The sequence below is a fragment of the Bacillus sp. RC251 genome (genome assembly GCF_044908765.1).
GTDB lineage: Bacteria > Bacillota > Bacilli > Bacillales > Bacillaceae_G > Bacillus_A > Bacillus_A wiedmannii.
This window is the reverse complement of record NZ_JBIYDP010000008.1, coordinates 96241-111529: the sequence shown is the minus strand read 5'-3', so window position 1 is coordinate 111529 and position 15289 is coordinate 96241. Positions and strand designations below refer to the sequence as shown.

Sequence of the window (15289 nt, the reverse complement as noted above, 5' to 3'; positions counted from 1 at the left end):
GATTAAATTTAGGAGAGACATGATATGAAAGAAAAAGAGCGCTTAATTATAGAGATGGCTATGAAGTTATTTGCGACTAAGGGTGTAAATGCGACATCAGTACAGGAAATTGTGACAGCTTGTGGCATATCTAAGGGAGCTTTCTATTTATACTTTAAATCGAAAGATGAGCTTTTATTAGCAACACTTCGATATTACTATGACAAGATTCAAAATAAAATGCTGGATATTGAAAATGAATCGTTATTGCCGCGTGAAAAATTTGCAAAGCAATTGCATTGTCAGTTTAACGATATACAAAAGCATAAAGAATTTATTATTATGCATGCGAGGGAAAATGCTATACCTTTTAATAAAGAAGTAGAAGAGTTTATGATGAGGATGAAGTTAGAGTCTCACGCATTTTATCGGAATAGTTTATTGTCTATTTATGGTGACAAGGTTATGCCTTATTTATTAGATTTAGTCATTATGGTAGAAGGTATATGCCGTGGATATTTAGAACTAATCATTTTACAAGCACCAGAAATTGACTTATCTTACGTTTCTGCATTTATTTTGAAAAGAGTAGATGATTTAGTAGATGGATTGGTAGAATCTTCGGAAGAACCTGTGTTACATGAAGAAAAGCTTGGGGAATTTCTTTGTAAATCAGAGCTTATTAAGGAGCAGGTTAAGGAACACTTTTTAAAAGAAGTTATTGTTTTTAAACGTACATTAGCTGATCAACTAGAAGATGAGGAATTGCTTGTTACATTAGATGTTTTGGAGGCAGAAATGAGATTGCAAAATCCAAGGATCCCGGTCATTCAAGGGATGTTGTCTAATTTAGACGTATACCCAAATTTAAAAGAATTTCGCTTACGACTTATGGGGTATTACAATATAAAAAGGTAACAATGATAGTTTTCATTGTTACCTTTTTTATTAATGAACGAATACTGCTTCCTTATATTGTTGTAAATCGTGTAAGGGTGTTATTACGTGAATATTTCAAAGGGCTGATATGGCATTGTGCATGTTTGGTGTACTTTTATATTATTCGATAAGATAATCTGTATTGTGTATATAAAGTTCAATAATCTTTTTATTTTAAACCTTGTATTGAGTTTCTTTTTGTTATTAGGATATGACATATATACAATCCATAGCTTTGAATAATCGTAAAGCTAGGAACGATGAAATAACGATATCTTGTTTGATATTCGATTAAGAAATGAATAGCTACATAACCAATTATTAGTAGTAAAAATAATGTATAAGGAGTTTCATTTTGTTTAGTTATTATAAGATAAAGAAGTGACAATATACCAAATAGCAAGGTGGTAACATAAATATATCTTTCGTATTTTATAAGGTTGTCTTTTAATGTGATTATATCATTGTCTTTATTTTCTAATCCAAATAAACTCCACATCGGAGCTGAATCGTAATCGGCCCACATAAGTATGAACTTGTCTTTAAATAAAGATAAAACTTTTTTCGGATCAGCTATGCGTTCTTGAATAAGTTTTTTTTCAGCGACTGTCCGTTCCTCACCAATTTCAATGGATGTAATATATTCTGCATCTTCCTCAGAATAACCGCCTTTTGTGTCATGATTAAACCCTACTGTGAATTTCCAGAGCGGATCACGATTAGAGAGCGGATATTGTGTAACACCGGTGGATATAAGTATGTAGCTAATAATATAATGTACAAGGTAAAAAATGATGAAAATACCAACAAGTTTTTTTATAGAATGGAAAACACTCTGTTTTGATTTTCCTAATATTCCTTGTAAAAAGGTATAAATAGTTACGGCAATCAAAATTAAGGCACCGAGTGGACGGATGATATCTCCTAGAGATAGGAAGATTCCTATAAAAATCCACATATATTTATGGCTTAATCCCTTTGTAATTAATATATAAAAACCAAGGTAAAAGAAGAAGGTAGCAAGGTGTTGATTTGTTAATACAGAGCTCATTATAATGCTTGGGATATATAGCGAGTATATTACCCCTGCAATACGTCCAGACCATTCATTAAATACCTTTGAAGTAATCATGTAAACCAGTAATGTTGTTCCTGTAGAATATGCAACATTTAAAATCTTCAGCAGTGTAGGGGATTCTCCGAATAAATTTATAATAAAAGCTTGATACATTGTAAAACCAAGTTGATACACCCATGAAGTATAGTATGTATTTTGAGCAAAACTAAAGTCGCCTTTAGCGGCTTGGACTGCGCTATAGTACATCATTGCAAAGTCAGATTCGATAGGGGTTGGAATATTGAGAATCCAGATCAATCGAATCGAAAAAGCTAAAGTAATAAGTGAAATAGTAAATACTATTTTTGACATATATTTATTCGCAATGTAACCAATAAGTAAAAGGAGTAAACCTATAATAAGGGGCAGGACTATAACAAGGAAACGAGAACCGGAAGTACTTCCGATTATGGATATGGAATACCATGTTATGGCTGCATAAATAAATAGGCATAGTAGTAATAAACACTTTACAAAACATGCATTGGCTTTTAGAGAAAATGTATTTTGCATTATATGTTTAAACTCCTTAATGAATTTTATAAGTTATTTCAATGAAAATGGCCCTATGCAAACTTAACTTGGTCTGCATAGGGCTTGTTTTAAGAAATTAAGAGTTTTGTTGAGACCATTCTTCTACGTCCCAAACTTTTGTTATCCAATCTTCATAAAAGTCTGGTTCGTGACATACAAGTAGAATCGTTCCTTTATATGCTTTCATAGCTTTCTTAAGCTCTTCTTTTGCTGTAACATCAAGGTGGTTTGTTGGCTCATCAAATAGTAGCCAGTTACTTTCTTCTCCCATTAGTTTACATAAACGAACTTTTGCCTGTTCACCACCACTTAATTGATTTAGAGGGCGAGAGATATGTTCATTTTTCAAACCACATTTTGCTAACATTGCACGGATTTGATGTTGGTCCATGCTAGGAAATGTATTCCACACGTCATCAATCGGTGTTATATTATCAGCTTTTACTTCTTGTTCGAAGTATGATGGCGTTAGGAAATCACCAAGGCTTGTTTTACCACTTAATGGTTTAATCTTGCCTAAAATTGTTTTTAGTAATGTTGATTTACCAACACCATTACATCCAACAATTGCAATTTTTTCACCGCGTTCAATTGTCATCGTTAATTTTGGTAATAATGGATGTGTATATCCGATTTCTACATCTTCACCTTCAAAGACGAAACGACTACTTGCGCGACACTCTTTGAAAGAGAATTCTGGCTTAATTGCTGTTTCAGGACGATCAATACGCTCCATGCGATCAAGTTGTTTTTGACGACTCTTTGCACGACCCGTCGTTGAATAACGAGCTTTGTTCTTCGCAATAAAGTCTTCTTGCTTTTTAATAAATTCGCGTTGTTTTTCATAAGCGTTTATATGCTGATTTTTATTGATTTCCGCTAGCTCTAGGAATTTTTCATATGTCGCTGTATAACGCGTCATTTTTGTGAATTCTAGATGGAAAATAACATCAACACATTTATTCATAAATTCCGTATCATGGGAAATTAATAGGAAGGCATGTGGATATTCTTTTAAATAACTTGTTAACCAATGAATATGTTCAACGTCTAGATAGTTGGTAGGTTCGTCTAATAGTAATACTTCGGGTTGTTCAAGTAGTAACTTTGCAAGTAATACTTTTGTACGTTGTCCACCACTTAATGCAGCAACATCACGATCTAAACCGATTGCATCAATTCCAAGACCACGAGCTGCTTCCTCAATTTTAATATCTAATAAATAGAAACCACCTGCTTCAAGAGCATCTTGTATTTCTGCCATTTGCTCAAGAAGTTCCTCTAATTCTTCTGGTGTAGCAGTGCCCATTTTTTCTGTAACTTCATTTAAAGCTTTTTCTTTTTGAAATAGAGGTAGAAATGCATCGGCTAATACATCACGAATTGTGCGACCGGGTGTTAAAATTGTATGTTGATCTAAGTAACCGTAATTTGTACCAGGTGTCCATTCTACACGGCCCTCATCATGGATAAGTTGACCAGTAATAATATTCATAAATGTTGATTTACCAACACCATTTGCACCAACTAATCCAACGTGCTCACCCGCTAGTAATCGCATAGATACATCTTTAAATAATGTACGATCGCCAAATGTATGTCCTAGTTTTTCGACTGTTAATAAGCTCATAATATCCTCCGTCCAACTTGAAATAGTATCTTGAATCATGATACTAAATTCTTTCGTATAATGCTATCATTTCAAAATGTATATTTTTTCAAAAAAATATGTTTCATTATTTTGAAAAATATATATATGATGGTGATAAGTATGAGAGATTTATTGGAGAAGTACCAAAAACGTCGTAGCGTGAAGGGGTAGAAAAGACTATTTTGTCTATAATAGAAAGATAGATAAATAGAAGGTACAATCAGTTTATTAAAAATGATTGCACCTTTTTTAGGGTAAATAAAAATTATTTAAAGTATCCACGGATAATGCCTCTTACCCGATTTGCATGGAATTTACGTTTATTGTTCAATATATTTTGCATCATGCGGAATGTAGCGGCAACGACTGCACGTACAAGGTAAGGAAATCCATAATGTAAACGAATAACTTTACCAAAACCACCAGCGTAAGAAATAGCTCTGTTTAATGATTGTTCATCTATAGTATCCTCTTTTACAGGATGGTACACGAAAAGATTTTTTCTAAATAAACCTATATAATTTTTTTTCATACCTCGTAGTACGAAATCAGTCTCTTCACCGGCGCCATAAATTGTTCCAGATCCAACACCTAAATCTTCATTAAATGTGCCAACGTCTTGTACAAATTGTTTTGTAAAAAACAGAGCGAAAGAGGGGCCCATGAATCCATACTTATTATTTAGAATGATATCTTTATCAGGCGCATGTATTAAAGATCCTGTTTTTTCAACGTTTGTAGTGTTTGTCGATATAAATTGAATATGTGCATTTGAGTTAAACGTTGCTACTATGCTCTCTAAGACATTCGTTTCGTAAATACAATCATCATCTGGAAAAGCAATAACATCGCCATCAGCTACTTGTAAGCCGATATTTCTTGCGCGAGATAGGCCTTTAATAGGTGTATAAATATAGTTAATAGAAAAATTATTGGTATATTCCTCAAAGAGCTCAGAGATTGGAATGTCATTTTGATCTACTACAATAAGTTCGAAGTTTTTATAAGTTTGTTGTTTAAGTGACTTTAGTAGATCTAGAATATCATCACGTCTACCACAAGTGGCCATAATCAAAGAAAATTTCAATTTTAACAGCTCCTTTAAGAGGTTGCGTTTACACCTTTTTGAATCGTACTTGTAGCTTTCCTAGTAGAGCTAATAGAATCTCATCTTTTGTTACAAATAAGATAAGAATGTATGTTGATCCGCATATCAATATTACTAGGGCGAATTGTATGATTTGTCCAGAGACTAACTTTTTTATAATAAACGCTATTGGTAAAAATGTTAGAGAATAAAATAGGTATTTAAGTTTTTGAATATCAAACAATGTATAATTCACTTTTAATTTCTTTTTTATATATATATATTCGAGAGTAATTAATCCAATGTTTGCAATGGTTGTTGTGAAAATTGCTGTTGTGGGAGTGAGTATATCGAAAAATATTAATGCGATATTGGATGCTAAGTTGACGAATCCACAAATAAATAAAAAGCGCACCAAAATATTTTCTTTCTTTTTCACATAAATAATTTGATTCGATAAGATAGACTCAATACCTACTGTGATCATATAAAAAGCAAAAATAATTAAAGTATTACCAGCGGGAGCGAATTCCTTTCCACCATAAATAATGACGGCCTTATGGGCAATGAGCATTAGACCGATTGCCGCAGGAAATAAGGTAATGAAATATACCTTTGATATTCTATTTAATAAATATTCATATTCATTTTCAGTTGCGTTTCCAGATAAATACGAAAGCCTTGGAATCGTGACTTGTACAACACTTAACATAAGTGTATTGATGATAGTCATAATTTGGAAAGCCATAACATAGAAAGCGACTTCTATTTTTCCTGCGTATGCGCCTAAGACAAGTCGATCTAATTGTGTATATAAAATATTGGCATTTGAAAAAATAACGACTAATACTAAGGGTTTTAAATGTGGAATAATCGTTAAGTTAGAAAAATCAAATTTAACTTGGCGTTTCACATATATAAAACTAATAAAATGATTTAAGAATGTTGATATCACTAATAAGCAGGCAAATGTTTTATAATCATTCACTCCATGAACTAGAGAGAAAAGAAGTCCAACATAGATAAGTCGAACAACAATTGTTTTTTTAGTAATGAAATCATAATTTTCATATGCTTCATTGAACCACTCCACATAAAATATATTTGAAATGAAATTGAAGCCGAAGATTAGAAGGACAGGGAATAAGTTTTCGTTACCGTATCCAATGTAACTAAAGAGTAAAAAGGATAGTAAGGCCAAAATACTAGTCGTAAAGTTAATTACATAAAGACTTGTAAATAACTTAGAAACTTTACTTTTATCATTTTTTATTAAACTCATTTCACGTAGTCCGTATTGATATACACCAAATACTGCGAATATGAAAAAATAATTAAAAATAGTTTCAGCATAGTTAACAGTTCCTATTGAATTGGCTCCTAGCATTCGATACGCGTAAGGACCAACTAAGATTGGGAGTATAATATTAAATGTATTGAGCAGTATTTTATAAAAGATATTAGAAATAATTGATTTTTGCATGATTTCACCTTTTCATTAAAGTAATACGATTTAATCAAAATATCATTTATATCGTATTAAGAACCCTTATTAGAGATCATTATTTGGCTCCATATAAAAATACATTTGAAGTGTGAATAATTTTAGTATAATGAAATACATTTTATATACAGTTTTGAAGGTATAGTTTTTTATATGAGCAATAAATCATCACCTTCATTTGTTAATTACGAGTATAAGTGTACCTTACATAAACTTTGTAAATCAACTATTGCTTGTATAGAAATAAATATAAAATAAATTGTATAAAAAAGAAAATAAGAATGGATATGCGTAGTTAAGATAGATATATATATGTTAAGGGGTGACTATAAAAATCGTAGTGGATGTTTGAATTGTTTACAAAGCAATGAGCGAATATATATACTACATATTCGCTCAGAAGGAAATTGTTTTTTATACGCTCCAAGGTTTATTTAAAGTTAGTACTTCAGCCATTTCTTTACTTTTTAGACGTCCTTTTTTTCGGTCTTCTGCACGTTCTAGACCAGTTTTGTGCAACCAATGTTCTTCTTCAGTTTCTGGCAGTACTTGCGGAACCGAAGAAGGTTTCCCATCTTTTAGAGCTACGAATGTAATGAAGCAAGTAGCAGCGATGCGACGTTCTCCTAATAATAAGCTTTCTGCGATAACCTTCACAAATACTTCCATAGATGATTTACCAGTATAACAAACAAACGCTTCGTAACAAACAGAATCAGCTTGTTGAATTGGTGTTAAAAAATTAACAGAATCAATAGATGCTGTAACGCAATGCTTTCTGCTATGTCTGGCAGCTGCAATAGAAGCAATACTATCAATTTCCGCTAATAATTTTCCACCGAATAAAGTTTGATGATTGTTCAAATCGTTTGGGAAAACACGTGTTGTTTTAATTGCTTTTGATTCTCTCATAAATTTCTTTTCCATATAATCAGCCCCTAGGTTACGTTTTCAATCAGAGTGACATGTTCTTTATGACATAAAAGGAGTATTAGTTCCTATTGGATTTTACCAGATATTCAAATGAGTAAAAGGTATGGATAGAGGGGGAGGAATACTTCTGCAAGTATATTCATGCAACTGAAAGAAAATTTATTTTGTCTAAAATGTAGTGTAAAAGAGGATTCGCTTACATTGCAAGTGAAAAGTGAAGAATACATATTTGTTATATAAATTCCCTATCAGCTGTGTGCCCATTCATGATAGAATCGTTGTGTTATGAATGGAAATAGAGGTGCAATGGACATATGAATCATATACAAACAAATTTTTCATCTTTCTCCAGTAAAATAATGGTTGGTACGATGCTCGCATTTTTTATTTATAGTTGCTGGTCAGCATTTGAAACGAGTAAGCAATTTTTTGAAGGAAGTACAATGAGTTTAACAATTATATTAGTAATTTTTATTATCTTTATTTTGTTAGTAACATCGATTTTACAATATCGTTTTACAGATAAACAATTTCTTATTTTTCTTATAGGCACATCTATAGTTGTGAGACTTAGTATGGTTATATTTATAGATGTTCCAATGATTGGTGATATGAAAGCAATGTATGAATCTGCAAAGCAGGTTGCAATTGGTAATAACATAGGGAATGTAGCTCAGTTACCTTTTATCATTTATGAATCGATTATTATTCGTATATTTGGTGATACGGTATTTGCTTTACAGCTATTTAATGTTTTATTTTGTACAGGGACCATATTCTTCATTTATCGCATTACGTCAATGATTTTTGGGGAAGAGTGTGGTCGTATTGCATCTGTATTTTATGCTTTATATATCCCAAATATATTTATGAGTTCCTTATTAACACAAGAATCGCTCGCAATATTTCTATTTTATTTTGCTTGTTACATACTTTTATATAAAGGATTAGATCATCCTTATATGTGGGTGTTTTCAGCAATCTTCTTTGCATTTAGCAATATGATTTTCCCAATGGGATTATTTCTTCCTATTTTTATCACTGTATATGTGTTGTTAATTGAATTTTTTCAATCAGCAACGAAACAAAAAGTGCTATTAAAGATGATAGGCATACTAATTCTATTTTATAGTGCTCATTTTTGTGTGAATTACGGAATTAAGGCAATGGGGATGTCCCAATACACGATTTCGAATGAGATGTATGTTCAATCTGTTTTAATTGGGAAAAATCAAAGTGAGGAAAAAATAACGAAAAATCAAAGTGTATCAGAGCACATTAATCAAAAGTTAAAAGAGATTGAAGATGAAAGATTTAATCTTTTAAAACCAGTAATTAATCAGTTTTCAGATGAGGGAGTAAATTCTATTCTATTTAAATGTGAAAAACTTATATATATAATGGTAACATTATTTATGGCTATAGCATTATTACATTTCCTTATTAAGACAAAACAAAATGAAGGATATATGTTGTTCTTATTGTTAATTAGTGGATATGTGTTGTTAAGACTTTTCCAAGTACATATGGCATATTACAATATGATTGTGCCAGCCTTGTTTATTTTACAAAGCTTTGGTATTTATATGAGTTATGTTTACTGTCAAAAAATATTTTTCAGAAAATAAAAAGAATCCATTTTGGATTCTTTTTTTGTAGATGGATGATTAGAGTTCATACAAAGGAGAGATGAAGAATCTCCACCCTTATATTTGTTTGCTTTATCGGTTTAGTTCTAGCTGCAAACTATCCGCTGTTAAGGCCATTTTTGAGGAGTCGTCTTGAATACTCTTCATTACCTGTGAAATAACTTCTAATTCATTTTCAATTTTTTTATTCTGGTCTTTAGAGTTAGACATATCTTTTACGATTTCTTGGAAATATTGATCTGTCGCATGCATACTATCTGTCCCTTCAGATACGAGAGAGCTAATTTGTTCTACGGAGGAAGAGACGTGGATAATTTGTTTATTAGTTTTTTCAACGAGCTTTGTAACGTTGTAGATAGATTCTTTCGTTTGCTCTGATAACTTTCGAATTTCTCCCGCTACGACTGAAAAACCTTTACCGAATTCACCAGCACGTGCAGATTCAATAGCAGCATTTAATGCTAGTAAATTTGTTTGCTCAGCGATTGATTTTACGATATCAATGATTTCGTTAATTTTATTAGAAATATCGAGAAGTTCACGAGTATCAGTAATGATAGTTTCCATATTTGTTTGAATGCTTTCCATACGTTTGTTTTGCAGATTTAATTGTTCTTTTCCTTTATTAGCCTTTTCTTCTGATGTTGTGGCTAATGATGTACCTGTTTTTGCAATTCCTACAATATTTTCTGATTTAGATGTTAACTGTTGAATAGAAGAACTTGTTTTTTCAGATACTGCTGCTAGTTCTGTTGCAATATGTGTAATCGTCATAGCTGTCAGTTCTTTTTCTTTTTCATGTTCTTTTTGAATTCTTTCATATTCGGATTCATAAGCCGCAATAACAAGTTCTTGTTCTAATGTAAATAATTTGTTTATTACATTTATAGAATAAGAAAAATCCTCTATTGTTGAAATTTTAGTTTGCAAAATCTTCATGACGGAACGGAATAATTCTTGATAGGCTGCAGTATACCATTTTCTATGTAAACCAATTTGTACATGTCTTCTTGCAATTTTAGCACGTTGTTCAATAAAATCTTCATACATATTACCGCTAAACAATTCTTTAATATGTGTCTTTAACGTTTGTTTTAATTTGGGAATAGAGCTGTAGCGTTCAATAACGGCAATTAAATTAGGTTGTTTTGTGATGTTGGTGTAGAATTTTTCAGTGATCCAATCTATTTCCTCATAAATAAACGGCTGTAATACTTTTACAATTTGTAAATCTTCCTTCGAAATATGTAGCATATCCATTTGAGTTTTTAGTTCAGAATTAGCAGGCACATTAAATATTATTTGTTGGCCTTTACTTAACTCAATTATACTGGTGTTTGTTTTATTTTTTTTAAAAACCCCAAGCATCATTCTTCCCCCTGTTTGTAAAGCGTTTTCAATTTTGTATTCTAACGTAATTATATATTGTTATATGAAATTACTCTACAGTATATGGAATTGTATATAAATTAAGAGAATTCTATGTAGAATCCTCTTAATGGCCTTTATTAATCTTAGCGTGTGTTTTAAAGAAAACTGGGAAATGTACATTATATATTACAGTCACGACACGAATAACGAATGTTACTAATAAACAAACATAGAAGGCTAATACGTGCGCGCCCATTGCATGTGTGATTAGGAAGCTAATTGCTCCTAAGATAGAAGCGATTGCGTAAATTTCTTTTCGGAATACGTAAGGGATATCTTGAGCGCAAATGTCACGCAAAATACCGCCTCCAATACCTGTAATGACGCCCATTGAAACTACTAAAAACGAGGCGTCAACGTGATGTGACATTGCTGCATTTGCACCAATAGCTGTGAATACACCTAAACCAACAGCATCAGAAAGCATAATAACGACTTGAAGTTTATTGATGCGCTCAAAAAACATACAAGTAAATAATGCTGATAATACGCTTACGAAAAAGTAAATGGGTTTTACAAATGCGACAGGAGGCAGGTTACCAATCATAATATCACGAATAATACCGCCGCCGAGCGCAGTAGCTACAGCTAAACAAAGGACACCGAATAAATCTAAATCTTTTTTCAAACCAACTAATGTACCAGAAATGGCAGCGGCGATAATGCCAAGAAACGTAAATATATCGATTAATAACATGGCTCTAATTCCTTCCTTATAAAGATGTTCCAGAGAAAAAATATACACTAAAGTTTTGGAAATAACAATGTATTTTCTTTACGTGTAAAAAAAAAGAATAAATTAGGAAAGAAAGCGTTTGAAAATACAAATTTATTACCTTTTCTATTATAAAAATTGGTATATAAATCGGATAGTTTAACAATAAGGTTATGTTATAATAAACATTTGAGATGAATAAAAAATGTTTATTTTATAGGTTGAAATTATGTAATAGTTATGGAGGCTTTAAATGTTAAAGGAAAACAGTATAAGTAGTAAATTTGAAAATTTCTTACTGATTTTTATAATGTTACAGCCAATTCTAGATTTACTCACGGCATTTTGTATAATGGTTTTAAAAATTGATACAACCATTGGAGTTCTTGCGCGTCTATTTGTCATGGGCCTAGGAGGAATATACATTGTATTCCAAGCTAGGAAAAGAGGGAATCTTAAGTACTTGCTGTATATAATTGGAATGGGTGCTTTTTTCACTATAGGACTAATTAATAATAAATTGGTTAAGGATCCTATCGTATTAGGGGAAGAGATTAAGTTTATAGCGAAATCTTTATATCCGTTTATCATGTTTACTTGCTATATTTTGGTCTTTAAATCACTTAAAGAAAATAGGCATTTTAAAATGCGAAACAATATTGCCTATGCAGCATTAATTATAAATATAGTAATGGTAGTTTCAGTTGTAACAGGAACAGATTATAACAGTTATGATTGGTTAAAGGTTGGTTCACGTGGATGGTTTTATGCAGGGAATGAATTAGGTTCAATTCTGGCGATTATTTGTCCAATAGTTGTTTTATATTCTATTGAAAAAACAACTAGTATGTCTAAAATATATTGCTGGATTCCTTCTATTTTGATTATTTTTTCATTGTTTGCCGTTGGTACAAAGGTTGGATTTGGAGCGATTTTTGCTACAATGATTATTGCGTTCATCATGTGTTTTATTCAGGCATTTATGCAACGTAAAGATGCGAAGAAAAATGCATATGTATTAAATGGTATGATTGCAATGACTGTTTTTCTAGGGGTAATGGCATACACTCCTTTCTCACCATTTATGAAAAATATGGGGCTACATTTTCAAGTAATTGAGAAGCTGCAAAATGAGAAGAAGGAAGAAAATGCGAAACAAGTAGAAGAATTGAAAGAACATAAACCTCACGTTATTGAGACGGAAAAAGAGAAAGAAATTGAAAAAGAAAAAGAACAGAAAGAGGAAACACAGGCTATTATTTTTAGTGGCAGGGAATTATTTGAACAGCAGTATAAAGAGTACTATGAAAAAGCTCCTCTTTCTCAAAAAGTATTAGGTATGGGTTATTCAGGTAATTATAAAGGTGAGCCGAAATTAATTGAACGAGATTTCCATGATTGGTTCTATTCATTTGGAATTGGTGGACTTGTGTTACTTTTACTACCTTTTGTATACTTTGGATTTAAAATTATTAGACTTGCATTGACTAAATTTAAACAATTATTCACTGTGAAATATGTATTAATAATGACCGGAATAGGTTTAGCCTTAGGTATTTCATTTATAGCTGGTCATGTTTTAATGGCACCGGGTGTAAGTTTTTATTTAGCCCTTATTAGCGCATACCTACTTGTTGATTTGGAAATTGAATGATTAAAAAATAAAAGCTAGCGCATGTTAGCTTTTATTTTTGTTATAGTAAGTAAAAATAAAAAGTGTGGAGGAAATAGGAAATGAAAGTGTTACATATAAATGCTGGTGCAGAAGAGGGCGGAGGAAAAACACATATTATTTCACTTTTATCTCAGTTTCCGAAGAAAGAAGTGGAATTAATGGTATTTGAAGAAGGTGCAATTGCTAGAGAAGCGAGAGACCTTGGTATTCAAGTGCATGTTTTTACTCAATCATCTCGGTACGACCTATCCATTCTTTCAAGAATAAAATCATTTATTAATGAAAATCAATTTGACATTGTGCATACACATGGCGCACGAGCGAATTTCTATCTCTCCCTCTTGAAAAAAGGTATAAAAGCAAAATGGATAATGACTGTCCATAGTGATCCAACGTTGGATTTTATGAAGAGAGGATTAAAAGGGTGGGTGTTTACGAAGTTAAATTTACGTTCTTTCAGGAAGGTAGATTTATTCTTTGCAATTACGGAAAACTTTAAGAGAAACATAATAAAACTAGGTGTACCAGAAGAGAAGATTTGTACGGTTTATAATGGAATCGAGTATGATAATACTCCAGCAAAACCTTATGATAAAAGTGAATTTGGCATCGATGAAGGAGTATTTACAGCTGTTCAAGTAGCGCGTCTTCATCCTGTTAAAGGTCATGATATTTTATTTGAAGCGTTACAAAAAATTAAAATTCCAAATATAAAGGTGCTCTTGCTTGGTGATGGACCTATAGAAGCAGAATTAAAAGAGATGGTGAAACAAAAGGGCTTAGAGGATAAGGTGATTTTTCTAGGTTTTCGTACAGATTCAAAAGAATTATATGCATCTGCACACATTAATTTGTTAACCTCTTATAGCGAAAGCTTCCCTCTTGTTTTATTAGAAGCGGCTAATCAACGCTTAACATCTATTGCAACAAATGTAGGTGATATGAAGAAGTTAATAGTTGATGATACGTATGGATGGATTGTACCGATTGGTGATGCGGCTTCGTTAGCAAACGCGTTAGAAAATGCTTATGAAAAATGGTTGAATGGTGAATTAGAAGCGATGGGAAATCTTTTATATACTCATGCATCTACTCATTTCTCGCTAAAGAATTTGTATGAAGATACTTATAATGCATATAAAAAACTTTTACTGAAATAGAGAGGATAGTTAATCATGGAAGTAAAAACGGTTGATATTCTAGGTGTTCCTTTTTCTACAATGACAATGGATGAAACGATCCAATATTTGAAGGGACAACTAGAATTGGAGCGAACTCATACTTTTCAGGTAGTAACAGCAAATCCTGAAATTGTTATGTGTGCAAAAAAGGATGAAACATTCCATAAAACATTATTAAATACAGATTTAATTACACCTGACGGTATTGGAGTTGTAAAAGCAAGTGGTATGTTAGGTACACCTGTAAAGGAACGTGTAGCAGGTTTTGATTTAATGTGTAATCTATTTGCAAAGTTATCAGAGGAGAATAAACCGGTATCTGTTTTCTTACTTGGTGCAAAATCGCATGTTGTACAAGCTGCAGCAGATCATTTAACGAAGACATATTCAGCTGTATCTATTGTGGGTACACAAGATGGGTACTTTAAACAAGAAGAAGAAGAGAGTATCGTTTCTCGTATTCAAGAAGCAAAACCAGATTTATTACTTGTCGCGCTTGGTTTCCCAAGACAAGAGAATTTTATCCAAACTAATAAGCATCGTTTAGAAACGAAGATGGCTGTTGGAGTGGGCGGAAGTTTAGATGTATGGGCTGGAGAGGTAAAACGTGCACCAAAATGGATTCAAGCGATTAACTTAGAGTGGTTTTATAGATTGTGTAGTAATCCAACGCGCTGGCGTCGTCAGTTAGTATTAGCGGAATTTTTAAAAGAAGTCATGCGTTCGAAAAAGTAGCGGAATATCGCTACTTTTTTATTTGGTCATTTTTAATAAAGTGAGGTTTTGCTCATCCACCACTGATGGTTAACCCTCACCAATTGGACGTTTAATGGCAGTTGGTCTTCAATTTAACCTTTTTGTTTCAGCTGAATTTTGAGGTGGGAGTCTTACTGC

12 protein-coding genes and 1 pseudogene are annotated in these 15289 nt (G+C 32.2%); 5 read left to right on the top strand and 8 right to left on the bottom strand.

Annotated features, from left to right (window positions below):
• The first annotated feature begins 24 nt into the window (after window positions 1–24).
• Window positions 25–897, top strand: a complete 873-nt coding sequence (locus ABH961_RS21530; RefSeq protein ID WP_404519952.1) for a TetR/AcrR family transcriptional regulator — start codon at window positions 25–27, stop codon at window positions 895–897.
• 190 nt (window positions 898–1087) lie between these two features.
• On the opposite strand, the gene ABH961_RS21525 is transcribed toward ABH961_RS21530, so the two are convergent.
• From ABH961_RS21525 to ABH961_RS21505, 5 genes are all read right to left on the bottom strand, one after another.
• The gene (locus ABH961_RS21525) at window positions 1088–2548 is read right to left on the bottom strand and encodes an ArnT family glycosyltransferase (protein WP_098827577.1); all 1461 of its coding nucleotides are present in this window, start codon (window positions 2546–2548) and stop codon (window positions 1088–1090) included.
• Window positions 2549–2645: 97 nt separating this feature from the next.
• Window positions 2646–4238: an ABC-F family ATP-binding cassette domain-containing protein gene (locus ABH961_RS21520; protein WP_003295909.1), complete on the bottom strand. Its 1593-nt coding sequence runs from the start codon at window positions 4236–4238 to the stop codon at window positions 2646–2648.
• A 247-nt stretch (window positions 4239–4485) separates the two neighbouring features.
• Complete coding sequence (locus ABH961_RS21515; protein WP_048542805.1) at window positions 4486–5307, bottom strand: glycosyltransferase family 2 protein; 822 nt, start codon at window positions 5305–5307, stop codon at window positions 4486–4488.
• Window positions 5308–5335: 28 nt separating this feature from the next.
• On the bottom strand, window positions 5336–6790 hold the full coding sequence (locus ABH961_RS21510) for an oligosaccharide flippase family protein (RefSeq protein WP_048542803.1): 1455 nt from the start codon (window positions 6788–6790) through the stop codon (window positions 5336–5338).
• A gap of 435 nt (window positions 6791–7225) precedes the next feature.
• Entirely contained in the window at window positions 7226–7738 is a 513-nt protein-coding gene (locus ABH961_RS21505; RefSeq protein ID WP_000412137.1) for an acyl-CoA thioesterase, read from the bottom strand.
• Window positions 7739–8058: 320 nt separating this feature from the next.
• On the opposite strand from ABH961_RS21505, the gene ABH961_RS21500 reads away from it, so the two are divergent.
• Complete coding sequence (locus tag ABH961_RS21500; protein WP_404519949.1) at window positions 8059–9372, top strand: ArnT family glycosyltransferase; 1314 nt, start codon at window positions 8059–8061, stop codon at window positions 9370–9372.
• A 93-nt stretch (window positions 9373–9465) separates the two neighbouring features.
• Here ABH961_RS21500 and ABH961_RS21495 read toward each other — a convergent pair whose 3' ends face one another.
• The 3 genes and pseudogenes from ABH961_RS21495 to ABH961_RS21485 all read right to left on the bottom strand — a co-directional run bounded on the left by ABH961_RS21495 (window position 9466) and on the right by ABH961_RS21485 (window position 11521).
• The gene (locus ABH961_RS21495) at window positions 9466–10272 is read right to left on the bottom strand and encodes a methyl-accepting chemotaxis protein (protein ID WP_370512820.1); all 807 of its coding nucleotides are present in this window, start codon (window positions 10270–10272) and stop codon (window positions 9466–9468) included.
• Window positions 10270–10647: pseudogene (locus ABH961_RS21490) on the bottom strand (protoglobin family protein); the annotation flags it as partial. The pseudogene ABH961_RS21490 and the gene ABH961_RS21495, both read right to left, overlap by 3 nt.
• 241 nt (window positions 10648–10888) lie before the next feature.
• Window positions 10889–11521 carry a trimeric intracellular cation channel family protein gene (locus tag ABH961_RS21485; protein WP_000924371.1) on the bottom strand — a complete coding sequence of 211 codons (633 nt, stop codon included), beginning with the start codon at window positions 11519–11521 and terminating at the stop codon, window positions 10889–10891.
• Between the two features lie 271 nt (window positions 11522–11792).
• Here ABH961_RS21485 and ABH961_RS21480 point away from each other — a divergent pair, with 271 nt between their 5' ends.
• The 3 genes from ABH961_RS21480 (at window position 11793) to ABH961_RS21470 (ending at window position 15130) form a co-directional block, all read left to right on the top strand.
• Window positions 11793–13193 (top strand): O-antigen ligase family protein, encoded by a 1401-nt coding sequence (locus ABH961_RS21480; RefSeq protein WP_404519947.1) that lies wholly within the window; start codon window positions 11793–11795, stop codon window positions 13191–13193.
• An 80-nt stretch (window positions 13194–13273) separates the two neighbouring features.
• A complete protein-coding gene (locus ABH961_RS21475; RefSeq protein WP_098067640.1) occupies window positions 13274–14374 on the top strand; it encodes a glycosyltransferase family 4 protein in 1101 nt (366 codons plus the stop codon).
• 15 nt (window positions 14375–14389) lie between these two features.
• Window positions 14390–15130 (top strand): WecB/TagA/CpsF family glycosyltransferase, encoded by a 741-nt coding sequence (locus ABH961_RS21470; RefSeq protein ID WP_048542796.1) that lies wholly within the window; start codon window positions 14390–14392, stop codon window positions 15128–15130.
• Window positions 15131–15289 lie beyond the last annotated feature (159 nt).

Coding starts and splice junctions, on each gene's coding strand:
- ABH961_RS21510 (WP_048542803.1), bottom strand. CDS start 6,790: ATGCAAAAATCAATTATTTCTAATATCTTTTATAAAATACTGCTCAAT.
- ABH961_RS21505 (WP_000412137.1), bottom strand. CDS start 7,738: ATGGAAAAGAAATTTATGAGAGAATCAAAAGCAATTAAAACAACACGT.
- ABH961_RS21480 (WP_404519947.1), top strand. CDS start 11,793: ATGTTAAAGGAAAACAGTATAAGTAGTAAATTTGAAAATTTCTTACTG.
- ABH961_RS21525 (WP_098827577.1), bottom strand. CDS start 2,548: ATGCAAAATACATTTTCTCTAAAAGCCAATGCATGTTTTGTAAAGTGT.
- ABH961_RS21475 (WP_098067640.1), top strand. CDS start 13,274: ATGAAAGTGTTACATATAAATGCTGGTGCAGAAGAGGGCGGAGGAAAA.
- ABH961_RS21470 (WP_048542796.1), top strand. CDS start 14,390: ATGGAAGTAAAAACGGTTGATATTCTAGGTGTTCCTTTTTCTACAATG.
- ABH961_RS21530 (WP_404519952.1), top strand. CDS start 25: ATGAAAGAAAAAGAGCGCTTAATTATAGAGATGGCTATGAAGTTATTT.
- ABH961_RS21520 (WP_003295909.1), bottom strand. CDS start 4,238: ATGATTCAAGATACTATTTCAAGTTGGACGGAGGATATTATGAGCTTA.
- ABH961_RS21500 (WP_404519949.1), top strand. CDS start 8,059: ATGAATCATATACAAACAAATTTTTCATCTTTCTCCAGTAAAATAATG.
- ABH961_RS21485 (WP_000924371.1), bottom strand. CDS start 11,521: ATGTTATTAATCGATATATTTACGTTTCTTGGCATTATCGCCGCTGCC.